Source organism: Saccharopolyspora gloriosae, from assembly GCF_022828475.1.
Classification (GTDB): domain Bacteria; phylum Actinomycetota; class Actinomycetes; order Mycobacteriales; family Pseudonocardiaceae; genus Saccharopolyspora_C; species Saccharopolyspora_C gloriosae_A.
Genome location: NZ_CP059557.1, coordinates 4,351,995 through 4,374,688 on the forward strand (window position 1 = coordinate 4,351,995; position 22,694 = coordinate 4,374,688).

Sequence of the window (22,694 nt, forward strand, 5' to 3'; positions counted from 1 at the left end):
GTCAGCCGTGGTCGCTGACGCGGCTGAGGAATCGCCGGGTCCGGTCCTCCTGCGGGTCGCCGATCACCTGAGCACCGGTGCCGCGCTCGACGATGACGCCGCCGTCGAGGAACAGGACCTGGTCGGCCACCTGCCGGGCGAAGCGGATCTCGTGAGTGACGATCACCATCGTCCAGCCCTCGGCCGCCAAGTCCTTGATGACCGCCAGCACCTCGCCCACCAGCTCGGGGTCCAGCGCCGACGTGGGCTCGTCGAACAGCACCACGCGCGGCTTCAACGCCAGCGCCCGCGCGATGCCGACTCGCTGCTGCTGCCCGCCGGAGAGCTGGAACGGGTAGGCATCGGCGCGGTCGCCGAGTCCCACCTGGTCGAGCAGCGTCCGCGCGTCGGCGACGGCCTCTTCCCGCGGTCGCCGCTGCGCCACGACCGGCCCCTCGATGACGTTGTCCAGGACCGTGCGGTGCGGGAAGAGGTTGTGCGCCTGGAACACCATGCCGCTCTGCGCCCGCAACCGGCCGCCCTCCCGGCGACCGGCCTTACCGGTGGGCAGCCGCGCGAAGTCGATCTCGACGTCGTCGATGCCGATGACTCCGCGTTCCGGCGTCTCCAGCACGTTGATCGAGCGCAGCACGGTGGTCTTGCCCGAACCGGACGGTCCCAGCAGGACGGTCGAAGTCCCTTGCGCGGCCTCGAAATCGATGCCGCGCAGGACGTGCTGGTCGCCGAAGGACTTCTCCAGCCCGTGCACCCGGACGCGGGCGGGCTCGGCGTGCTGCGCTGTGGTGTCGGTCATCGGGCCACGTACCTGTCCAGTCGGGTTTCCAGTCGTTTCTGCCCGGCGGAGAGCGCCACGCAGATCACCCAGTAGTACAGCCCGGCGAAGGCGTACAGGGCGAGGAACTCGTTGCTCTCGGCCGCGGCGAGCTGGGACTGCCGGAACAGCTCCGTCAGCAGCACCACCGACCCCAGCGACGTGTCCTTCAGCAAGGAGAGCAAGGTGTTCGACAACGGTGGCACCGCTGTCCGCGTCGCCTGCGGCAGGATGATCCGGCGCAGCGTCTGCCGATAGTCGAGCCCGATCGTCGCGGCCGCCTCGAACTGTCCCTTCGGCACCGCAAGGATCGCCGAACGCACGACCTCCGCCGCGTAACCGGCGACGTTGAGGCTGAACGCGATCACCGCCGCGGTGAACGGCGGGAACTTCACTCCCAGCTGCGGCAGCCCGTAGAACACGATGAACAGCTGCAACAGCAGCGGAGTGCCGCGGATGATCGAGATGAACGCTCGGGCCAAACCCGAGAGGACCTTGTAAGGGGAGATCCGGGCGAGCGCCACCAGCAGTGCGAGCGCGAGCCCGATCGCGAAGCTCAACGCCGTCAGCGGGATCGTCACCTGGATCAGGCCGACGAACATGGGCCACGCCGTGCTGCGCAGCACCTCCCACGTGCTGCGGTGACCGCGTCCCTCGGACAGGTCCGCTTCACCGCCGTCGGGCACCGAGACGTCGGCCTTGAAGTACTTCTGCGAGATGCCGTTGAACGTTCCGTCGGCCTTGAGCTCGCCGATCGCCCGGTTCGCCTGGTCGAGCAGCGCCTGATCGGCCTTGCGGAAGGTGAGGACCTGCTCGCTGGTCTCCGCCCCGGCGTTGCCCGCGATCTCCACGTCGGTGGAGCCGGTGCTGGCCTGGTAGTCGAGCACGGCGATGTTGTCGTTGACGATCGCGTCGACCCTGCCTTGCGTGAGCAGCGCGGCCGCCTGCGAGAAGCCCTCCACGGCTTCGACGTTCGCCCCCGCCTCCTTCGCGACGTCGGCCCAGTTGCTGGTGCTCGACTGCGCGGTGGTCTTGCCCCGCAGGTCTTCGAGTGTCTTGATGCCCTCGTCGCCGGTGCGCCGGACGATCACGCCGCGCGAGTAGGTGTAGGGGTCGGACAGGCCGTACTTGGCGGCACGTTCCTCGTTGACCGAGACCTGGTTGGCGATGACGTCGAGCCGCCCGGCGTCCAGCGCGGGGAAGACCGCGTCCCACTGCGTCTCGACGAATTCGAGGTCCCACCCGGCTTTGTCGGCGATCGCTTTGATCACTTCGATGTCGTAGCCGGTGAGTTCCTGCGTCCCGGGATCGTGGAACGAGAAGGGCGGGTAAGTCCCCTCCGTGCCGACCCGGATCACGGGTCGTTCGGCGTCCTGCGCCACGGCCGCGCTCGCTTGCGCGGGCAGGGCGACGAGCAACAGCAGGAACAGCACCGCGCACCTGAGCGCATGCCGCATCAGAGAATCCCCTCACCTTCCTCAGTGCCCGGAAGCGGCACCGCGAAATGAGCATAGGGCGATTTTCCGACTCGGCACTTCATGATTCACATTGCGGGAACTCGCCGGTCGTGGGACCGGAGCCGTCGTCGGCGGCGAAGCCGATGCACGGGACGACGTCCTCGCGCGGACCGCTCACTCCGGGCCGACCGCGTACCGGTCGCGCCCCGCGCCGGTGATCGCGATCAGGCCGGTGAGCAGGTCCAGCCGTTCGGCGTCCGGGCTGCCCGGCGCGGCGGTGTAGGCGATCAGCACCGGGCCGGGTCCGCCGGGCAGCGGGTAGGCGTCCCAGTCGAGCTCGATCGGACCGACCATGGGGTGCGCGAAACGCTTCGTGCCGCGGGTCCGTTCCCGCACGTCGTGACGTGCCCAGAACCGGCGGAATTCCTCACTGTGCACGCTCAGCTCGCCGACCAGTTCCACGGCTCGCGGGTGATCCGGGTCAGCGGCGACGGCGGCGCGCAGCATGCCGATGTACTCCAGCGCGCTCGACTCCCAGTCCGGGCACACCTCGCGGGCTTCCGGGTGGTGGAACAGCGCCCGCAGCATGTTGCGATCCCGGTCGACGGCGCCGTCGAGGTCGCCGAACAAGGAACCGGCCAGCGGATTCCACGCGAGCACGTCGAGGTGGCGGCCGAGCACCAGCGCGGGGCCGGCGATGCTGCGCAACAGCCGCAGCGTGCTCTCCGGCACCCGCTCCGGTGCCCGGCGGTGCTTCACCGGCGCGGGACGACGCGCGGCCCGCGCGAGGGCGTGCAGGTGGCGGGTCTCCTCGGCGGTGAGATCCAGAGCGCGGGCCAGGGCGTCGAGGACTTCGTCGGAGGGGCGCACGTCGCGGCCCTGCTCCATGCGCTGGTAGTAGTCGGTGCTCACTCCCGCCAGCAGCGCCAGTTCCTCGCGGCGCAGGCCGGTCACCTTGCGCCGTGGTCCCGGTTCGATGCCGACGTCCTAGGGGCGCAGCCGACCGCGCCGGGTCCGCAGGAAGTCGGCGAGCTCACGTGAGTAGGCGGCGTCCACACCCCTGATTCTGCCCGTACCGCCCGGCGGCAAGGTGGGTTCCGCAGTCCCAGGGAACACCACCCCGGCTCGAGCTCGGCCGAATGCGCCGCAGCCTCGCGGAAATGCGGCTCGGCACGATCCGTCCGGATCCTATGGCAGCTTTTCCAGCAGGTCGAACAATTGTCTCATTTTCGCCATTCCGCCAAGGAGAAAAAGGTGAACCGGCCGTTAACCAGGACGAACGGTTCAGCCGAGCCACTATCCAGCTCTACCACAGAACCTTATGATCATTCCGATTCAATCGGCGCGATCGGAAGGCTCTGCTGCGATGGGAACACTGGAGACCGACAGAACACGGCGAAGCCCCCGGCGGCTGGGAAAGTCCTCGTTCGCGTTCCGCACGCTGGTGGGTACCGCCGTGCTGTTCATCGGCCTGCCGCCTGCGGCGGCGCTGGCCGACCCGCCGCAGGCGCTGCCGTCCAGCGTCGCCGACCCCGACGGAAAATGGCAGCCTGCTTTCGATTACGACGGTGACGGCTGCTACCCCACTCCGGCGATCGGCCCCGACGGGACCATCGCTCCCGGACTGGAACCGTCCGGTGCGCTCAACGGCAATTGCCACGACAAGTCGGATCTCGACAACACCAATTCGTACGTGCGCTCACAATGCGACAACGGCTGGTGCGCGTACATGTACGACCTGTACTTCGAGAAGGACCAGGCGCTCGGCGGCGTGCACGACGCGTTCGGGCACCGCCACGACATCGAGCACGTCGTGGTGTGGGTGAACGAGGACCAGGCGAAGTACGTCTCCACTTCGGCGCACGGCGACTTCTCCACCTACCCCGCTTCGGAGGTCGGTTTCGAAGACACCCACCCCAAGATCGTCTACCACAAGGACGGCGCCAGCACGCACTGCTTCCGCCTGGCGGGCAAGGACGAGCAGCCGGAGAACGACTACGGCACCTGGCAGTACCCGGACCTGGTCAGCTGGGACAACTTCCCCGAAGGCATCCGGGACAAGCTGACCGGCGCCGACTTCGGCAGCGCCAGCCTCGGCATCAAGGACGGCGGCTTCGAGGACAACCTGGCCAAGGCCAAGCCCGCCGACATCGAATTCAACCCGAACGCCTGATCCTTCAAGGTTCAGCGTGGCCTGCGTAGCGGGTCGCTCAGCGCAACCTCAGCGGCTTCCTCGCTGCGGGATCCATTTCTGACGTATGCCAATACGCGGTGAAATGGCCGTCCTCGCGAGGAAGTCGCTGAGAACCCGCGGTGGTCGGCCTGCTCAGGCCGGTCACTGCTCAGCGGCTCCGCCGCCGACAAGATGACGATCACAAGACGCACGCGATCTAGCGGTCGGTGCAGGGTGTCCGGCGGTTTCCGGCCGTGCGGAGATCGGCCATCCGAAGCCGGTCTCCCCCGGACGACCGCGACGAACTCCGGGCCGTCGCTCGCGGCCGTTCTTCCCGTGCCGTCGTCAGCCGGCGCTGTGCCCAGTACGCCAGGGCCGCGGCGACGGTGAACGCCGCCGCGAACTCGATCAGCAGTGCGATCCACACCAGTGCCATCGTTCTTCCTCCCTCGAATCCCCCGCTTCGGGCGGGAGGTCGTGTTCTCGATGCGATTCATCGTGGGCCTGCGCGGACGCCGAAACGAGTGGCCGGATGGCCAACATGTGCAAGAATCGGGCCATGGGTGTTTTCCGTCATCCGGAGCGACGGCACGTGGCGGTGCTGGTGCGGCCGGGATTGCTGCCGATGGAGCTGGGACTCGTGCACCAGCTGTTCCGCATGGCCGTGGACGCCACCGGGGAACCGCTGTACGAAGTGGTGACGTGCACCGAGGATCCGGGTGTGCTGCGCACGACCACGGATTTCGCCGTGCACGTCGCGCACGGGCCGGAAGCGTTGGCGGAGGCCGACATCGTGTTCGTGCCCGCCTCCGACGAGGACTACCGGCAGCCGCGCCCGGATCTGTCTCCCGAGCTGCGCGCCGCGATCGCGCGCGTTCCCGAGCGCGGGCGGATCGCGTCGATCTGCACCGGCGCGTTCGTGCTGGCCGACGCGGGGCTGCTCGACGGGAAGACGGCGACGACGCACTGGAACGCCGCGGAGCGGTTCCGGCGCTCGTTCCCGCAGGTGGACCTCGATCCCTCGGTGCTCTACGTCGACGAGGGTTCCGTGCTGACCTCGGCGGGTGAGGCCTCGGGCATCGACCTGTGCCTGCACATGATCCGGGAGGAGCACGGCGCGACGATCGCCAACGACGTCGCGCGCAGCGCCGTGGTGCCCGCGCACCGCGATGGCGGGCAGGCTCAGTTCATCCGGCGCGCGGTGCCCGAACCGCAGAGCTCCTCCACCGGGCGGGCGCGGGCCTGGGCGTTGGCGAACCTGCATCGGGTGCTGTCGCTGCGGGAACTCGCCGACCTGGAGTCGATGAGCGTGCGCACCTTCACCCGGCGGTTCCGCGACGAGACGGGACTGTCGCCCGTGCAGTGGCTGACCCGGCAGCGCATCGAACGCGCGCGGCAGCTGCTGGAGGAGACGGACCTGCCCGTCGACCAGGTGGCGGCGGACGCCGGGTTCGGCACGGCGGCCTCGATGCGCCAGCACCTGCGGGCGCGGCTCGGCATCTCGCCCAGCACGTATCGCAGCACTTTCCAGCCCGGGCAGGAGAAAACCGCCCCGTCACCGGTCGAGATCGCCTGAACCGCTCCGGGCGGAATCGTCGCGGAGTCCGCGTCAGCTCAGCAGCGCGCCGACCCAGACCGCGTTCAGCACCTCCGGCGTCAGCACCTCACCAGGTGCTCCGGCGGCGATCAGCCGACCGTCGCGCAGCACCAGGCAGTGGTCGGCGGAGCGGGCCTCGGCGAGGTCGTGGGTCACGTGCACGACCGTGGTGCCACGGGACTTCTCCTGGTCGAGCACTTCGGCGATGTGCTGCTGCGCGGTGACGTCCAGGCCCGCCGCCGGTTCGTCCAGCAGCAGCAGATCCGCCTGCTGCGCCAAGCCTTGCGCGACGAGCACCCGCTGGCGCTGACCTCCGGAGAGCGCCCCCAGCGGGCGATTCGCGAGCGGCGCGACTCCCAGCCGGTCCAGGCAGTCCGCGACGACCTCGCGGTCCTGCTTCGACAGCCGGCGCCACGGGCCGGTTCGCGCCCATCGCCCCATCTCCACCGTCGCGCGCACCGTCAGCGGCAGGGTGTCCGAGACCGAACTGCGCTGCGCCACCAGCGCAGGCCCTGCGGGGCCTGCGTGCTCGACCGAACCCGAGGTCGCCGGGAGGACTCCGGCCAGCACGCTCAACAGCGTCGACTTGCCTGAGCCGTTCGGCCCGACCACTGCGGTCCGCCGCCCGGCCGGGAATTCGGCGGTCACGTCGTGCAGCACGGGATGCCTGCGGTAGCCCGCGGAGACGGCGCGCAGGGCGGCGGCGGGGCGGTCGTCGGTGGTCGCGTCGTCAGTGATGGCCTTCACGAAACTCACCCTACAACGACAATCATTTTCACTATAGGGTGATCTGTCATGGATTGGTTATTCGTCCCTTTTGAAGTGTCCTTCGTGCAGCGCGCGCTGTGGGCCGGGGTGCTGGTCTCGCTGATCTGCGCGCTGGCGGGCACCTGGGTCGTGCTGCGCGGCATGGCCTTCCTCGGGGACGCCATGTCGCACGGGATGCTGCCGGGCGTGGCACTGGCCTGGCTGCTCGGCGGGGACCTGCTGCTCGGCGCGGCGCTGAGCGCGGGAGTGATGGCCTTCGGCGTGACCGCGCTCGGGCGCTCGCAGCGGCTTTCGCGGGACACCGCCATCGGCCTGCTGTTCGTGGGCATGCTGTCGGCCGGAGTGATCATCGTGTCGCACTCGCAGTCGTTCGCGGTGGACCTGACCGGGTTCCTGTTCGGCGACGTGCTCGCGGTGACCGGTCCCGAACTGGGCGAGCTCGCCGTCGCGCTGGCGATCGCGGTGACCATCTCGCTGGCCGGGCACCGGGCGTTCGTCGCGCTCTCGTTCGACCCGCGCAAGGCGCGCACCCTCGGGCTGCGGCCCGGATGGGCGAACGCGTTGCTGCTCGGGCTGGTGACGCTCGCGATCGTCGCCTCGTTCCGCATCGTCGGCACGCTGCTGGTGTTCGGGCTGCTCATCGCCCCGCCCGCGGCGGCCGTGCTGTGGGCCAAGCGCATCCCGGTGGTGATGGCGGGCGCCGCCGCACTCGGCATGGCCGCCACCGCGATCGGACTGCTCGTCTCCTGGCACTGGGGCACCGCCGCCGGAGCGACCATCGCCGCCACCGCCGTCGCCCTGTTCTTCCTGTCCGCCCTCGGCGCCGAACTGCGCGACCGAGTCCGGGCCATCCCGGAGAAAACCAACACGGAAGTCGAGCACGCACTGTGAGACCTCAACGGACGAAACCCGCCGCGCTGGCCCTCGCGCTCGTCGCGCTGACCGCCGCCTGCGGCTCCCCCGGCGGCGGGGCCGCCCCGCCACCGGAGGTGCCGCACGGCTACGTCGAAGGCGCCGAGGAGGCCGCCGAAGCCCAATCCCGCCTCGTGGTCGCCGACGGCGACACCGGCGCGGTGCGAGTGCTCGACCTGATCACCGAGGACGTGGTGGAACTCGGGACGGTGCCGGGGATCCGCGACATCACCGACGACGGCCGGTACGCCTACCTGACCGGGGAGCGCGGCACGCACGTCGTGGACAGCGGCTCGTGGATGGTCGACCACGGCGACCACGTGCACTACTACCGCGCCGACATCCGCGACGTCGGTGACCTCCCCGGCCGCACCACCGGTGCGCACAACGACACCGGCGTCGCCGCGGCGTCCACTTCGGATGGTTCGGCGGCGCTGTTCGACCGTGCCGCGCTCGACGGCGGCACCCTCACCGAGGTCGGCCGGACCGAGCTCGCCCCGGGCACCGCAGCGGTGCCCTACGAAGCGCACGTGCTGGCCGTCGCACCCGACGGCAAAGCGCGGGTGCTCGACCGGGCGGGCGAGGAACTCGACACCGTCGAACCGTCGTGCCCACGGCCGAGCGGCTCGGCGCTCACCCGGCGCGGAGTCGTGTTCGGCTGCGCCGACGGTGCGCTGCTCGTCTCCGAGGACGACGGCGCCTTCCACGGCGAGAAGATCCCCTACCCGCGCCCGGTCGGCGAGGACGAACGCGCCCGCGAGTTCCAGCAACGCCCCGGCAGCGCCACCCTCGCCGCGAAGGCGGGCGAGCGCGGCGCGTGGTCGCTGGACCTCTCGGACCGGAAGTGGACGCACGTCGACACCGGACCGGTCGTGGCCGTCAACGCCGTCGGCGAAGGCGGCCCGCTGCTCGCGCTCACCGCCGACGGCGTGTTGCACGCCCACGACCCCGAAACCGGTGCTCCCACGGCGACGACCCGGGTGACCGAGCGACCGGTCGACACCGCCGGACCGCTGCCGACGATCCTGATCGACACGACCCGCGCCTACGTCAACGACGTCGACGCCGGGACGATCCACGAGATCGACTACAACGATTCGCTGCGCCTCGCCCGCGAATTCCGGCTCGGCGGCAACGCCGCGCACGTCGTGGAGACCGGACGATGAGCCGGCGGATCGCGGTCGCGCTCACCGCGGCCGTCGTGACGGTGCTGCTCGCGCTCACCGGATGCTCCGGCGGCGGGTCGCAACGAGCTCAAGTGGTCGTCACCACCAACATCCTCGGCGACATCACCCGCAACATCATCGGCGACCAAGCGCAGGTATCGGTGCTGATGCGACCGGGAGCGGACCCGCACTCGTTCGGCATCTCCGCCCAGCAGGCCGCCGAATTCGAGCTCGCCGATCTGGTCATCCACAATGGACTCGGGTTGGAAGAGGGCGTGCTGCGCAGCGTGCGGGCGGCGGAAACCGCCGGGGTCGCGACGTTGCCGGTGGGCGAACGAGTCGATCCGATCCGGTACACCAGCGACGAATCCCGCGGCCAGGCCGACCCGCACTTCTGGACCGACCCGCGCCGGGTCGCCGCCGCGGTCGACGTCATCGCGCAGCAGGTCGTCGAGCACGTCGACGGGGTCGACCCGGCGGTCGTGCGCGCCAACGCCGCGCGTTATCGGGGCGAGGTCGAGGAGCTCGACGCCACCACCGCCAAGAGGTTCGCCGAGATCCCCGCGCAGCAGCGCAAACTCGTCACCAACCACCACGTGTTCGGCTACCTCGCGCAGCGCTACGGCTTCGAGGTCATCGGGGCGGTGATCCCCGGCGGGACGACGCTGGCCTCCCCCAGCGCCTCCGATCTCGCCGGACTCGCCGGTGCCGTGCGCGAAGCGGGCGTGCGGGCGGTGTTCGCCGACTCCTCGCAACCCGACCGGCTCGCCCGCGCGCTCGCCGACCAGGCGGGGCTCGACGTGCGGGTGGTGCCGCTGTTCTCCGAGTCGCTGAGCCCGCCCGGCGAGGGCGCCGGGACCTACCTGGAGATGACCCGGTCCAACGCCGACTCCATCGCCACCGGCCTCGGCGGATGACCCCGCCGCACGCCGGAACCATTCGACGGCACAAGAGAAAAGGACCCTCCATGCCCATCACGAGGACCGCCGCCAAGACCGGCGTCGCGCTCGCCACCGCCGCGCTCGCGCTCAGCGCCTGCGCGTCGCCCGAACCGCAGCCGCAGGCCGCTCCCGCCGGCCCCGCCGTGGCGGAACCGGTGGTCGCCACCTACGACGGCGGCATCTGGGTGCTCGACGGCCGCACCCTCCAGGTCGCCGCCGACATCCCGCTCGACGGCTTCAACCGGCTCAACCCCGCCGGCGACGACGAGCACGTCGTCGTGTCGACCTCCGACGGTTTCCAGCTGCTCAACGCCGCCCACCCCGCGCTGACCGACGTCACGTTCCCCGGCGCCAAGCCCGGCCACGTCGTGCGCCACGCCGGGCGCACCGTGCTGTTCAGCGACGGTACCGGCGAGGTCACCTCCTTCGACCCGAACGAGCTCGGCGACGGGAAACCGGCCACCGAGCAGCACAAGACCGCCGAACCGCACCACGGAGTCGCCGTCGAACTCGCCGGTGGCGAACTGCTCACCACCCTCGGCAACGAGGACGAACGCGTCGGCATCGTCGTGCTCGACGAGAACCGGCGGGAGATCGCGCGCAACGAGGACTGCCCCGGCGTGCACGGCGAAGCCGCCGCGCAGGGCGAAGCGATCGTGGTCGGCTGCGAGAACGGCGCGGTGGTGTACCGGGACGGCGCCATCACGAAGATCACCAGCCCGACCGAGTACGGCCGCATCGGCAACCAGGCCGGTTCCGAGCACTCCCCCGTTGTGCTCGGCGACTACAAAGTGGACGAGGACGCCGAGCTGGAGCGCCCCGAGCAGGTCGCGCTGGTCGACACCACGAACGGGAGCCTGCGACTGGTCGACCTCGGCACCAGCTACACCTTCCGGTCACTGGCGCGCGGCCCGCAGGGCGAGGCGCTCGTGCTGGGCACCGACGGCGGGCTCCGCGTGATCGACCCGGCGAGCGGGCGGATCGTGAACACCATCCCCGTCACCGGCTCGTGGCAGGAACCGCTGGAGTGGCAGCAGCCGCGTCCCGCGCTGTTCGTGCGCGGCGGCACCGCCTACGTCACCGACCCGAACCGCAAGGAGATCCACGCGATCGACCTGGCGACCGGCGAGAAGACCGCCACCGGTGGCCTGCCCGCCGCGCCGAACGAGCTCAGCGGCGTCGTGTCCTGACCCTGCGGCCGCCCGCGTCGTGGTGACCGGCCACGATGCGGGCGGCGACGCTCCGTCTCACAGGGGCGCGCGCCGGGCCGAGTTGCCGACATATGCACAGTGTCTAATGTAACGGGGACCGCGAGGTTGCTCCGCCTGGCGGTGTTGTCCAACCGAAACGCAGTTGCGAGGTATCCCCATGACGACGGCGCACGTTCAGCACACCGACCACCCCCACGCCCACGGACCGGACTGCGGCCACACCGCGGTGCCGCACGGTGATCACACCGACTACGCGCACGACGGTCACCTGCACCGGGCGCACGACGACCACTACGACGAGTGCGAACCGTCGGAGCACGTCGCGCACGACGAGCACTCCCACGTGCACGGCCCCGACTGCGGCCACGACGCCGTGCAGCACGGCGACCACACCGACTACCTGCACGACGGCCACCGCCACGCCGCGCACGAGGATCATTACGACGAACACTGAACACTGAACCCGCCCGGCCGATCGAGTTCGCTCGATCGGCCGGAACTTTTTGTGCCCTTTGCTCTGTTTGGGCAATTCCCCCGCTCTCCCTGATTTCTGCGTGAATTCCCGACAATCTCTTGCGCAGAGCCCAAAAAACGGCTCTACGGCGGGAAACCTCGCCGAGGGGGTAACGGAAGGCAAGGGGAAGATCATGAGCAACACGATGCGGCGCGTGGCCGCTTCGCTGGTGACGGTCGTCGCGGCGGGCACGTTGTCGTTGGCGGTCGTGGCACCCGCGCAGGCGACCGGGTCGGATTGCACCACCTACCTCAAGGCCCGGGGGTATCTCGTGGGGCCGAAGGTGAACGCCGCTTGCAAGCGGGGATCCTCTGGCGGCCTCGGGCAGATCATCTGCCAGAACAACCTCATCGCCATCCAGGTCAGCGCAAGCCACGCGCAGCACGCCTGCAAACTGGCCGCGGTGAAGTGAGTTCATACCGCCCCGAGCGCACAACGCGCTCGGGGCGGTTCGCCGTCCGGGGCGCTACGCCGGAGTCGCCAAGCGCAGGTCGGTGCCTTCTGCCCGGATTCCCTCCGCCGCCGCATCGGCCAACGCGGCATCGGTGATCACTTCGTCGAAGGCGGTCAGCGACGCGACCTTGTAGCGGCCGAACGTGCCGTACTTCGAGGACCCCGCCACCAGCAACGATTTCGAGGCCGCGACCATCGCGGCGTGCTTGACCTCCACCTTGCGCTCCGACGGGGTGGTCACACCGCGCAACAAGTCCCAGGAGCTCGCGCTGATGAACGCCACGTCCAGCGCCAGCTGCCGCAACGTCGCCGCCGCCAACCGCCCGACGCTGGAGCGGTTCGCCGGTTCGACGAGCCCGCCCAGGTGGATCACGTCGAGGTGCGTGGCGGCCAACAGTCGTTCCACGGCGGTGAAATCGTTGGTGACGACGGTGAGTTCGGTGTGCTCCACCAGCAGCGGGATCATGGTGAGCATCGTGGTGCCCGCGTCGAGGTAGACGGTCATGCCGTCCCGGACGTCGCGGGCGGCTTCCCGCGCCATCGCCTGCTTCTCCGGCTGCTCGGTCACCGACTTCGCCTGGAACGTCGGCTCCGCGTGCAGCTGGCTGGCGATGCGCGCCCCGCCGGGCACCGAGAAGACCAAGCCTTGGCGTTCCAGCTCGGCGAGGTCGCGGCGCACCGTCATGTGCGAGATGCCGAACAGCTGGGTGATCTGCTGGACGCTGAGCACCCCTTCCCGCCGCAGGTGCTTGACCAGCTGCTCACGGCGCTGATCCGGAATGAGCGGCGGATTGTCCGACGCGTCCATGCCCCACTCCTCGTTCCCGTCCCGACCGCCCGTACGCCCCGCCGGTTCTGATCCCCGGCGGCTCCCATTGTCGTCTCCGCCCGCCACCGACTCCCCGGAACCCACCCGAGCCGTGGAGTCGGTGCCCCCTTCGACCGGGCGCACCGGGCGAAGGGGCCTCACCAGAGCCGTGGAGTCGATGCCCCCTTTGACCGGTCGCGTCGGGCGAAGGAGGCATCGACCCCAGTGGGATCAGGTGACGATGGCGCTCAGCAGGAGCACTCCGGCGAGGCTTAACAGGGACTGCACGGAGAGCATCAGGGTCCAGGTGCGGAAGGTCTGCGAGACGCTGAGCTGGAAGTACTCCTTGAACAGCCAGAACCCGGAGTCGTTGACGTGCGAGAGCATCACCGCACCGGACGCGGTCGCCAGCACCAGCAGCTCCGGCGACAGCTCGGGATACGCCGCCACCAGCGGAGCCACGATGCCGGTCGCGGCGGCGGTGGCCACGGTCGCCGAACCCAGGCAGATCCGCAGCAGCGCCGCCACCGTCCACGCCAGCAGCAGCGGTGGCACGGCCCAGTCGACCGCGTACTGCGTGATCAGCTTGTCGACCTCGGTGGCCGAGAGCATCTCCTTGAGCCCGCCGCCCGCGCCGAGGATCAGGATGATCGCGCCGACGGGACCGAGCCCCTTCGCCGCCATCTTCTGCAACTTCGCCAGCCCGAACCCGGACCGCACGCCCAGCGCGAAGAACGCGAACACGACCGCCGCCAGCAGCGACAGCACCGGCGTGTCACACGCCTCGAACAGCACGTTCGCCCAGGTTCCCGGCGGCGTCATCGACGTGCCGAGGGTGCCGATGAGCATCAGGCCCGCCGGGAGCAGCACGGTGATCAGCGCCAGCACCAGCGACACGGGGCGGCGGAGTTCGCCCTCGGCCGGGCCGGGGTCGGGCACCGGGCTCTTGTCCAGGTCAGGGGCGGGGCCGAACCAGCGGGACAGCAGCGGGGTCAGCACCGGGCCGCAGACGATCGCCACCGGAATGGCGATGACCAGGCCGAAGAAGATGGTCATGCCGGTGTTCGCCTCGTAGGCCGCCACCGCCAGCGTCGGCGCCGGGTGGGGCGGCAGCAGGCCGTGCGAGACGTACAGTCCGGCCGCCATCGGCAGTCCCACGAACAGCAGGTGCGAGCCGGTCCGCTTCGCCACCGCGTACACCAGCGGCACCAGCATCACGAAGCTCACGTCGAACAGGTGCGGCATGCCGATCAGCAGTGCGGCGGCGGCGATCGCCGCGGGGATCCACTTGACGGGGCGGGATCCGATGAACGCGGTCGCGATCCGGTCCGCTCCCCCGGATCCGAGCAGGATGCCGCCGAGGATGGTGCCGAGCCCGATGACGGGTCCGGTGTCGCTGAGGGCGTCGCCGAATCCGGTCTGGAAGTGCTCCGCGGTCTCGCCGGGCGCGATGCCGTTGGCGAGGCCCAGCCCGAGCGCCGCGATCATCAACGCCAGGAACGGGTGCAGCTTCATCTTCGTGATCAGCACGATCAGCACCACGATCGCGCCGGCCGCCAGCAGCAGCGGGGTGAGTTCGGCGCTCATCGGGCGACCTCCCGCGCCCATTCGCCGCCGAGCTCCCAGGCTTCGACCAGCGCCGAATCCGGATTCTCCAGGTCCGACAAGGTGATCAGCCCACCGGCCGCGACGTCGCGGCCGAGCGCGGCGTGCGCGGCGAGGTACAACGGGGCGACGTCGGCGGGGGCGTCCTCGTCGCGCAGCAGCACGGCCTGCACGCCGGTGACGTCGTGGTGGTGCCCGCCCATGTCGAGCACGGTGCCCGCGGCGAGATCGGCTCGGGCGCGTCCGGCGAGCACCGCGTGCCTGCCCGGTGGCGAAGCGTCCGGCGTCCGGCCGTGCGCGGCGATCGCGAGCAGAGTTGCCGGAGTTTCCACGCCCATCAGGTGGTACGGCAGGTAAACGGTCGCGTAGCGCCCGTCCCGGCTCACGACGTGGCCCTTCTCGGCGAGGATCCGCCAGGTCTCGGCGTCGTTGGTGCGCAGCACGACGAACTCGCCACCGGCGAACGACGCCTCGTCGGGCAGCCGCAGCGCGCTGAACACGTCGACCGCGCCGGTCTCGTGCAGCAGGCCGCCGTGTTCGCGCAGCGAGTAGATGTCGGCGAGCTCGGCGATCCGCGCGACCGGGTAGTGCAGTCGTTCCACGTCGGGCCGGTACCCGGTGTTGTTCGCGACGACGGCCATCTCGCAGTAGTCGGCGGTCGCGCCGGTGGGCAGTGCGGCGACGGCTTCCGCTCGGGCGGCGAGGGTGCCGCGCACGTCGTCGCCGAGGGTGAGCAGGTCGCCGAGCGCGGGGGCGGAGACGGTGCGGTCGAGCTGGGTGACCGTTTCGGTGGCCGGGTCGTAGACCAGGTCGTACTCGCTGGACTTGCCGATCGCGACGACGTCCATGCCCAGCAGCCGCGCCCAGTCGAGCAGCCGGATGAGGTTTCCGGGCTGGTCGCCCTCGGCGGGGGCGTAGACGACGTCGTGGTCCGCCGCGAGGCGTGCCAGTTGCAGTCCGGCGACGGAGTCGACCTCCTTGCTGACCATGGCGACGTGCCTGCCCGACGTCAACGCGGCGCGTGCCATGGCATGACCGTGGGCGGGGCTGCCGGTGGCTTCGACGAGCACGTCCCATTGCCCGGCGCCGAGCAGGTCCTGGTCGGCGACGAGCGCGATGTGTCCGGCGGCGGTGGCCGCGGCGGTCTGCTCAGCGTCGGTGCAGGTGTGCAGTTCCTCCGGCGCGTAGCCGAGTTCGAGGCACAGCTCGTGCAGCCGGGGCACGTCCACGTCGCACAGCACCGCGGGCGTCAGCGCGGGGATCAGCCTGGTCTGCGCCAGCAGCGTGCGGGCGAATCCGCCCGCGGCGCCGGAAAGCGCGTAACCGACGGGCCGGTCGCCGGCGCCCGGCCGGCGGGACTGCACATTCATGGGTCTCCTCGTTGAGTCCTCGCGTCGCCGAGCATCGACTCCGCGACGCGACGGCCGATCCGGCCACTAGCAGCATCACGCGGTTTAACAAAACATATTCACTCATTCACACTAGAGTCAAGCGTGCTAACATTTTTTCACGTAAGCGCATCGGCTCGCGGAACGCACGAACGGCCCGCAAGAACGACCCGACAGTGCCGCACAGAACCACCCCGTCCGCACTCCGCGGACCACCACCGCCCGCCCACGGGCACCCGCGACCGGGAGGACGCATGCCGCTGATCGGCGCGATCGCCGACGACTTCACCGGAGCCACCGACCTCGCGACGATGCTCGTCTCCCGCGGTTTCCGGACCGCCGTGGTGATCGGCGCGGCCGAGCCCGACGAGCCGCTCGGCGAACTGGACGCGGTGGTGGTGGCCCTGAAGTCCCGCACCGCACCCGTCGAGGAAGCGGTGCGCGAGTCCGTCGCCGCGCTGCGCGGGCTGCGCAAGGCGGGCTGCGAGCGGATCTACGTGAAGTACTGCTCCACGTTCGACTCCACACCCACCGGCAACATCGGCCCCGTCGTCGACGCCGTGCTCGACCAACTCGGCGCGGAACGCGCCGTCGTCGTGCCCGCGTTCCCCGCCACCGGCCGCACCGTGCACCGCGGTCACCTGTTCGTCGGCGATCAGCCGCTGGCCGAGAGCCCGATGCGCGACCACCCGCTGACTCCCATGCGGGACTCGAACCTGCTGCGCCTGCTCACCCCGCAGACTCGCCGTCCGGTGCGGCTGATCGGCCACGACGTCGTGCGCGCGGGCGCCGAGGCGGTGCGCGCGGAGCTGGCCGAGACCGAGTCGGCACTGGTCGTGGTCGACGCCGCGACCGACGCCGATCTCGTGACGATCGCCGAGGCCACCGCGCAGGACCCGGTGCTCACCGGCGGCGCGGGACTCGCGCTCGGCCTCACCGGCCCGCACCCGGACAGCGCCCGCGCGGACTCCGCCGGATCGGGACCCGCCGTCGTGCTCGCCGGGAGCGCATCGGCAGCGACCAGAAGCCAGGTCGCGCACGCGAAATCCGTGCTGCCGAGCCGGAAACTCGACATCGCCGCGCTGCGCGCGGACTTCGACGGCGCCGTCGCCGAACTGGTCGAGTTCGCCCGCGCCCAGTGGGCGGTGGACCCCGACCTGCCACCGTTGATCTACGCGGTGGACGAGGGCGACGAGCTCGAACCGTCGCAGAGTGCCACCCCCGCCGGGGAGCTGCTGGAGCGGGCGCTGGCGCGCTGCGCTGGCGAACTGGTCGTGCTCGGGGCGCGACGGTTGCTCGTCGCGGGCGGCGAGACGTCCGGCGCGGTGGTGCTGGCGCTCGGCGCGACGGCGCTGCACGTCGGCGCCCAGATCGCTCCGGGCGTTCCGTGGTGCCGAACCGATTCCTACGTGGACGGAGAGGTTCGAGCGGTGGACGTGGCGCTGAAATCGGGGAACTTCGGAGGGGTCGACATCTTCACCACGGCATGGGACGTGCTGTCATGACACGCCACGAACTGGTCGCCGCCGGTGCCCACCTGGCCGCGCTCGGCCTGAGTCCCGGCTCCTCCGGGAACATCAGCGTCCGCGAGGGCGACCGGATGCTGCTCACGCCGACCGGCGCGGACCTCGCCGACCTCGATCCGGACGCGCTCTCGGAACTGTCGCTGGACGGTGAACACCTGGCAGGCCCCCGGCCGTCGAAGGAGTTCCCGCTGCACGGTGCGTTCTACCGCCGCGACCCGGGCACGACCGCGGTGGTGCACCTGCACTCCCGCAACGCGGCGGGCGCGGCGTGCTTGGCGCCGTGGTCGGATCGCAGCGCGATCCCGCCGCTCACCCCGTACTTCGTGATGCGCGTCGGCCAGTCCCCGCTGATCCCCTACGCCGCACCCGGCGACCCGGCGCAGGCCACGGCGCTGGAGGCGCTCGACTTCGACTTCCGCGCGGCTCTGCTGCAGAACCACGGTCCCATCACCTCCGGCACCACGCTCGCGGCGGCGGTGGACGCGGCGGTGGAGATCGAGGAGGTCTCGGCCCTGCTGCTGCGCCTGGGCTCGCACACTCCCCGCCTGCTCGAACCGCACCACATCCACGAACTCACGGAGAAGTACGGCACGCCTTGGGACGCGTGACCTCGGCCCTCGCCTGGTGATAGCCGGACAACGACCGTCCCGCGGAATCTTCGAACATCGGCGCCCGCGGCCGGCCCTTGAACGACGCGCGGGCGATCCGACGAGGCAGGGTTCGACGGGCCGGGAACGGCCGAGGCCCTCGACGCTGAGCGCCGAGGGCCTCGAACCGTGATCAGTCCTCTGTGGACCAGGAATCAGCTGCCCGGTGCCCCGAACGACGGGGGTGCGTCCTCCGGTGCGCTGCCCCACTCGGTGTTCGGTTCGGTGCCGAGGGTGTAGTCCAGCGTGCCGCCCTCGTTGACGAACCGCTCCGACAGCCACGTCTTGCCGCTCGGCGTGCCGTTGACCGCCAGGTCCTGCACGTACTTCGCGTCCCGCGACGCGTCCGGAGCGTTGATGTCGATCGTCTTCCCGTTGCCCCGGTCGATGCTGATCGACGAGAACAGCGGGCTGGCCAGCACCAGTTCGGCACGGCCCGGCGCCTCCGGGTACATGCCGAGCGACGCCCAGACCGCCCAGGAGGACATCTGGCCGAGGTCGTCGTTGCCGACCAGGCCGTTGGGTTCCGCGCTGAACAGGTCGGTCAGCGCTCGCCGCACCACGTCCTGGGTCTTGTGCGGCTGCCCCGCGTAGGCGTACGCCCAGGGCGTGTTCGCGGAAGGCTCGTTGCCGAGGTAGGCGTTGGCCTTGTCCGGGCCGCCGTTGAGTTCGGCGAAGAACTCGTCGAGCCGCCCGGTGACCTGTTCGTCGCCGCCCATCTGATCGAACAGCTCCCGGTGGTTGAACGGCACCATCCAGGTGTACTGCGCGGCGTTGCCCTCGACGTAGCCGTCCTGCTGTTCAGGGGCGAACTCCGGCCAGGAGCCGTCGGCCGCGCGGGGCTGGATCCAGCCGTTGCCGGGGTTGAACAGGTTCTTCCAGTTCTGCGCCCGGTTCTGGAACTCGTCGTGGGTTTCGGTCGAGCCGATCCGCTGGGCGAACTGGGCCACCGCGAAGTCCGCGCTGGTGTACTCCAAGGTGGTCGAGACCGATCCCCAGGACTCTTCGTCGTCGGCGGGGATGTAGCCGAGCTCCCCGTACTTGTCGTGGACGGGGCGTTCATCGGAGTTGGACGCACCCGCCACCATGCGTTCCAGCGCCGTGGCGGTGTCGAAGTCGGTGGCGCCGAAGGCGTGCGCGCTCGCGATCATGATCGGCAGCGGATCGCCGGTCATCACGCCGGTCCCGCCGTTGGCCACCGTCCAGCGGTCGAAGTAGCCGCCCTGCACGGACTGGTTCACCGCGGACTGCGCGATGTCGGAGGCGATGTCCGGTGCGATCAGCGAGACCAGCTGCATCTGCGAGCGGTACACGTCCCAGCCGGAGTAGTTCGCGTACTGGGCGTGGCCCGGTTCGGCGGTGTGCACGTTGCCGTCGAAGCCCGTGTACTCGCCGGTGACGTCGCTGAAGACGTTCGGGTGCAGCAACGAGTGGTAGAGGCCGGTGTAGAGGCGGCGGCGGTCCTGGTCCGCACCGCCACCGACGTTGATCCGGCCGAGCATCTCGTTCCACGCGGCCCTGGTGCCGTCGCGGACCTCGTTGATGCCGCGCTCGCCGAGTTCCTCGGTGGCATTGGCCTTGGCGCCGTCGAGGCTGACGAACGACATGCCGACGCGGGCGGTCACGGTGCGCTCGGCGCCGGGATCGAAGGACACGAACGCCTGCGCCCCGTCGTCCTGCGGAGCCGCCCGCCCGTCCTTCGCGGGTGCGGCTCCCGCGGCCGAGCCGGTGATCTCCTTGCTCGACGGGTCGACCTTGCCGTCGCGCACCACGCCGCTGTTGGTGAAGTCCTTGTCGAACTCCGCGTGGAAGTAGATCCGATATTCGTTGCCGCCCCCGCAGAAGCCGCCGCCGTCGGTGTAGCCGCTGATGCTGTTGCCCTCGACCGTCAGCGAGCCGGACGCGTCGTTGAACGCCTTCGCCGCGTCGACCGACAGCGACGCGGTCTGCCCTTCCGGGTAGGTGAATTTCGCGATGCCCGCCCGCTGGGTGGCGGTGAGCTCGGTCCGCAGGCCGTTGTCGAAGGTGACGTCGTAGGCGCCGGGCGACGCGGATTCGTTCTCGTGCGAGAACGTGTAGTCCGCGGCCGGAGCGTCACCGAGCACGGGCAGGAACGGAATGTTGCCGAAGTCGCCGCAGCCCGCGCCGGAGATGTGGGTGAGGCTGAATCCGCGGATCCGATCGTCGTCGTACTGGTAGCCGCCGTGCTGGTATTCGGTCGTGTCCGGGCTCCACTGCATCATCCCGAACGGCGCCGCGGCACCCGGGAAGGTGTTGCCCGCGCCGCCGCCGTGCCCGAAGTCGGGGCCGCCGACCTGGGTTCCGGTGAACGGGTTGACGTACTGCGCGGGATCTTCGACGTCCGGCGCGGCCGGGGCCGCGATCGCCGGGGCCGCCGCTGCGGGCAGGGCCAGTGCGGTGACCAGCCCGACCGTGGTGACCAGAATCGATCGGTATCGGTCGGATGTGCGTCTGCGCCTGGATGTGCGCATCGTGCTCCTCTCCCTGGGGACGGGACGACGGGGTCAGGACGAAGTGGCGGCGGGAATGTCCGGCGCGACAATCGCGAAGCCGGAATTCCCCGCAGGAACTCGGGCGGTCCGCTAGCGGACGCGAGAAAGCGGCGGCGCCTTTCCGGTGAGAGCGCGAACGGGCCGCGAGCGCGGATCGCGAAGGCGGGCACCGCTGCTTTTCCTGAGCCGGTTCCGGCGGAACGTATTCAGCGGATCCCGTTGTGACCGAAAGGGACGTCGAGCCTGCTCCGGTCGCAGCAACGCGTCCGAGAATCGTCGCCGATGGCAGGCAGAAGAGCTCGGAACGCGCACGGATCCCCCATGACAACGTTGTCTAATGCGGTGATCACAACCGTACAGATCGGACTCGGAAGCGGCAACGATCACCGCCGCCAGATCTGCCGGACCAGCCGATTCTGGAGAATTTTCCATCCATTCAGGGCAATCGCGACCGCTCACACATTTACCAGAAGAACCCTCTTCCCCTGAATCCGGACACCGATTCCGGTGTCTTCGTGCGGGAAAGAACCCGTCGGTTCAGAACTCCGCAGCCGGATCACGGCACCGAACCCGCCCGTTCCGATGCGCCGGCGATCGCAACGACGTCCGCGCACGACAAGCCGTCAGGGCACGGCGCACTGGCCCCGAGGCCCGCAGCCCGGCTCAGATGAATGCCGCCTTCGCTCGGTCCTACCGGTCGAACAGGCCATTCCTCTGCCGGGACCGGTGGACCCAACGGCCCCATTGACCGGTCCTGCTAAGCGGAAAAGGCATTCGTCTCAGGGGCTGGGGTGCTCGCTCGCTACGCCTGCCGGGCGGGTCGGGCGTCCAGGAGGTCGGCGGCGAGCTGCTTGCCGAGGTCGATGGGATCGGGGCTGCGGCTGAACTTGGAACCCGCGACCGCGCCGTCGTAGAGCAGGCGGAGGCGTTCGGCGGTGGCCTCGGCATCGGCGGCGCCCGCCTGCTCGGCCAGCTCCACCAGCAGCTCGTGCAGCCAGGCGCGATGCCGGTCGACGGAGGCTCGGGCGGGATGCTTCGGGTCGGGGAACTCGGTGGCCGCGTTGAGGTACAGGCACCCCCGGAAACGCCGGGACACCGCCGCCCCGTGAGCCAGGTCGAACAGGGCGAGGATCTTGTCCCGCGGACTGTCGAGGTCCGCGGCGGCCTTCTCCCACTTCCGGCGATCGGCCTCGTCCTGATCGTCGAGGTAGGCCGCGACCAAAGCGTCCTTGGAGCCGAACGCGTGGTACAGGCTGGCCCGCGCGACGCCCGCCTCGGCGAGCACCCGGTCGATCCCGACCGCCCGGATCCCCTCGCGCACGAACAGGTTTCCCGCCGCCTCCAGCAGTCGCCGGGCCGGCGCGGCGCCGCCGGATCGCGTGGTGGCCATGCCCACACGGTAACACCGATAGACAGACCGATCGGTCTAGCCCTACGCTGGACGGCATGCCACGTTCGGAGCTCGTGCGGCGACTGCAGGTGGACCTGCTTCGGGTCGCCAGCGCGGTCTGTCCTGCTCCCCTGGCCTGAATTTCCCCTTCCGCGGCACTCCTGCGACGGCTGTGAAGCCGTCCGCCGCCGCATGTCCCGAGCCTGGCCCTGGAGGCTTCGCCATGTCCTTGTACCTGTACGAAATCGTGCCCACCGCCAGCGCCCGCCCGGAGACCGAGAAGCTGCTCAGCGCCTTCGACACCGCCGCCCGCACCGCAGGCGCCGAACTGATCGAATCCCAGGTGACCGGCTCGCTGGACCGGGTGTTCGCCGTGGTGGAGGCCGAGGACGACACCGTTCTCGGCAGCGCGCTGAACACGAAGCGGCTCCCCGAGGTGGCCGAGCTCTCCGGCCCGCACCTGGTGCGGCTGGTCGGCGCCGAACTCGCCGACGTCAAGGCGGCCCGCCCGGAGGCCGGTTACCTCGTCGAGTGGGACTTCCCCGCGGACCTGGACATGGACACCTACCTGGCGAACAAGAAGGCCAAGGCCCCGAAGTACGCCGAGGTCCCGGAGGTCACGTTCCTGCGCACCTACGTGCGCGAGGACATGGCGAAGTGCCTGTGCTTCTACGACGCGCCGGACGAGGACGTGGTCCGCAAGGCCCGCGACGTCGTGAGCACCCCCGTCGACCGCCTGCACACCTTGGATCGTGGCTGAAGAGCCCTTTCAGCGTGGATCTGCGTGGCGGTGCCGGCAGCGGAACCTCCGCGG

General features: G+C 70.2%; 21 protein-coding genes. 11 read left to right on the forward strand and 10 right to left on the reverse strand.

The window, feature by feature from the left end; all coding sequences use genetic code 11:
- Position 1: 1 nt before the first annotated feature.
- From H2Q94_RS18790 to H2Q94_RS18800, 3 genes are all read right to left on the reverse strand, one after another.
- Positions 2 to 793 (reverse strand): amino acid ABC transporter ATP-binding protein, encoded by a 792-nt coding sequence (locus tag H2Q94_RS18790; RefSeq protein WP_243788503.1) that lies wholly within the window; start codon positions 791 to 793, stop codon positions 2 to 4.
- On the reverse strand, positions 790 to 2,268 hold the full coding sequence (locus H2Q94_RS18795; RefSeq protein ID WP_243788504.1) for an ABC transporter substrate-binding protein/permease: 1,479 nt from the start codon (positions 2,266 to 2,268) through the stop codon (positions 790 to 792). Before H2Q94_RS18795 ends, H2Q94_RS18790 begins: the two co-directional genes overlap by 4 nt.
- A gap of 174 nt (positions 2,269 to 2,442) precedes the next feature.
- Positions 2,443 to 3,222: a helix-turn-helix domain-containing protein gene (locus tag H2Q94_RS18800; protein WP_243788505.1), complete on the reverse strand. Its 780-nt coding sequence runs from the start codon at positions 3,220 to 3,222 to the stop codon at positions 2,443 to 2,445.
- Positions 3,223 to 3,634: 412 nt separating this feature from the next.
- Between H2Q94_RS18800 and H2Q94_RS18805 the strand changes: the two genes are divergently transcribed.
- Positions 3,635 to 4,441, forward strand: coding sequence for an NPP1 family protein (locus H2Q94_RS18805; RefSeq protein WP_243788506.1), 807 nt, complete (start codon positions 3,635 to 3,637; stop codon positions 4,439 to 4,441).
- Between the two features lie 217 nt (positions 4,442 to 4,658).
- Here the strand turns inward: H2Q94_RS18805 and H2Q94_RS18810 are convergent, their stop codons facing one another.
- Positions 4,659 to 4,877 carry a hypothetical protein gene (locus H2Q94_RS18810; RefSeq protein WP_243788507.1) on the reverse strand — a complete coding sequence of 73 codons (219 nt, stop codon included), beginning with the start codon at positions 4,875 to 4,877 and terminating at the stop codon, positions 4,659 to 4,661.
- A 123-nt stretch (positions 4,878 to 5,000) separates the two neighbouring features.
- Between H2Q94_RS18810 and H2Q94_RS18815 the strand changes: the two genes are divergently transcribed.
- Positions 5,001 to 6,017, forward strand: coding sequence for a GlxA family transcriptional regulator (locus tag H2Q94_RS18815; RefSeq protein ID WP_243788508.1), 1,017 nt, complete (start codon positions 5,001 to 5,003; stop codon positions 6,015 to 6,017).
- A 33-nt stretch (positions 6,018 to 6,050) separates the two neighbouring features.
- Here H2Q94_RS18815 and aztA read toward each other — a convergent pair whose 3' ends face one another.
- Complete coding sequence (gene aztA / locus H2Q94_RS18820; RefSeq protein WP_243788509.1) at positions 6,051 to 6,785, reverse strand: zinc ABC transporter ATP-binding protein AztA; 735 nt, start codon at positions 6,783 to 6,785, stop codon at positions 6,051 to 6,053.
- A 48-nt stretch (positions 6,786 to 6,833) separates the two neighbouring features.
- Here aztA and aztB point away from each other — a divergent pair, with 48 nt between their 5' ends.
- The 6 genes from aztB (at position 6,834) to H2Q94_RS18850 (ending at position 11,962) form a co-directional block, all read left to right on the forward strand.
- Complete coding sequence (aztB, locus tag H2Q94_RS18825) at positions 6,834 to 7,697, forward strand: zinc ABC transporter permease AztB (protein ID WP_243788510.1); 864 nt, start codon at positions 6,834 to 6,836, stop codon at positions 7,695 to 7,697.
- On the forward strand, positions 7,694 to 8,884 hold the full coding sequence (locus H2Q94_RS18830) for a hypothetical protein (RefSeq protein ID WP_243788511.1): 1,191 nt from the start codon (positions 7,694 to 7,696) through the stop codon (positions 8,882 to 8,884). Before aztB ends, H2Q94_RS18830 begins: the two co-directional genes overlap by 4 nt.
- On the forward strand, positions 8,881 to 9,801 hold the full coding sequence (gene aztC, locus H2Q94_RS18835) for a zinc ABC transporter substrate-binding protein AztC (protein WP_243788512.1): 921 nt from the start codon (positions 8,881 to 8,883) through the stop codon (positions 9,799 to 9,801). Before H2Q94_RS18830 ends, aztC begins: the two co-directional genes overlap by 4 nt.
- A 50-nt stretch (positions 9,802 to 9,851) precedes the next feature.
- Positions 9,852 to 11,015 (forward strand): zinc metallochaperone AztD, encoded by a 1,164-nt coding sequence (gene aztD, locus H2Q94_RS18840; RefSeq protein WP_243788513.1) that lies wholly within the window; start codon positions 9,852 to 9,854, stop codon positions 11,013 to 11,015.
- A gap of 178 nt (positions 11,016 to 11,193) precedes the next feature.
- Positions 11,194 to 11,490: a hypothetical protein gene (locus H2Q94_RS18845; RefSeq protein ID WP_243788514.1), complete on the forward strand. Its 297-nt coding sequence runs from the start codon at positions 11,194 to 11,196 to the stop codon at positions 11,488 to 11,490.
- Positions 11,491 to 11,683: 193 nt separating this feature from the next.
- Positions 11,684 to 11,962 (forward strand): hypothetical protein, encoded by a 279-nt coding sequence (locus tag H2Q94_RS18850; RefSeq protein ID WP_243788515.1) that lies wholly within the window; start codon positions 11,684 to 11,686, stop codon positions 11,960 to 11,962.
- Positions 11,963 to 12,016: 54 nt separating this feature from the next.
- On the opposite strand, the gene H2Q94_RS18855 is transcribed toward H2Q94_RS18850, so the two are convergent.
- From H2Q94_RS18855 to H2Q94_RS18865, 3 genes are all read right to left on the reverse strand, one after another.
- Positions 12,017 to 12,811 (reverse strand): DeoR/GlpR family DNA-binding transcription regulator, encoded by a 795-nt coding sequence (locus H2Q94_RS18855; protein WP_243788516.1) that lies wholly within the window; start codon positions 12,809 to 12,811, stop codon positions 12,017 to 12,019.
- A gap of 231 nt (positions 12,812 to 13,042) precedes the next feature.
- Entirely contained in the window at positions 13,043 to 14,398 is a 1,356-nt protein-coding gene (locus H2Q94_RS18860; protein ID WP_243788517.1) for a GntT/GntP/DsdX family permease, read from the reverse strand.
- Complete coding sequence (locus tag H2Q94_RS18865) at positions 14,395 to 15,786, reverse strand: homoserine dehydrogenase (RefSeq protein WP_243788518.1); 1,392 nt, start codon at positions 15,784 to 15,786, stop codon at positions 14,395 to 14,397. Before H2Q94_RS18865 ends, H2Q94_RS18860 begins: the two co-directional genes overlap by 4 nt.
- Positions 15,787 to 16,058: 272 nt before the next feature.
- Here H2Q94_RS18865 and otnK point away from each other — a divergent pair, with 272 nt between their 5' ends.
- The gene (gene otnK, locus H2Q94_RS18870) at positions 16,059 to 17,309 is read left to right on the forward strand and encodes a 3-oxo-tetronate kinase (RefSeq protein WP_243788519.1); all 1,251 of its coding nucleotides are present in this window, start codon (positions 16,059 to 16,061) and stop codon (positions 17,307 to 17,309) included.
- The gene (locus tag H2Q94_RS18875; RefSeq protein ID WP_243788520.1) at positions 17,306 to 17,938 is read left to right on the forward strand and encodes a class II aldolase/adducin family protein; all 633 of its coding nucleotides are present in this window, start codon (positions 17,306 to 17,308) and stop codon (positions 17,936 to 17,938) included. Before otnK ends, H2Q94_RS18875 begins: the two co-directional genes overlap by 4 nt.
- A 194-nt stretch (positions 17,939 to 18,132) precedes the next feature.
- On the opposite strand, the gene H2Q94_RS18880 is transcribed toward H2Q94_RS18875, so the two are convergent.
- Positions 18,133 to 20,469, reverse strand: coding sequence for a GH92 family glycosyl hydrolase (locus H2Q94_RS18880; protein ID WP_243788521.1), 2,337 nt, complete (start codon positions 20,467 to 20,469; stop codon positions 18,133 to 18,135).
- An 823-nt stretch (positions 20,470 to 21,292) separates the two neighbouring features.
- Positions 21,293 to 21,880 carry a TetR/AcrR family transcriptional regulator gene (locus H2Q94_RS18885; RefSeq protein ID WP_243788522.1) on the reverse strand — a complete coding sequence of 196 codons (588 nt, stop codon included), beginning with the start codon at positions 21,878 to 21,880 and terminating at the stop codon, positions 21,293 to 21,295.
- Between the two features lie 223 nt (positions 21,881 to 22,103).
- On the opposite strand from H2Q94_RS18885, the gene H2Q94_RS18890 reads away from it, so the two are divergent.
- Positions 22,104 to 22,640 (forward strand): DUF4242 domain-containing protein, encoded by a 537-nt coding sequence (locus H2Q94_RS18890; RefSeq protein WP_243788523.1) that lies wholly within the window; start codon positions 22,104 to 22,106, stop codon positions 22,638 to 22,640.
- Positions 22,641 to 22,694 lie beyond the last annotated feature (54 nt).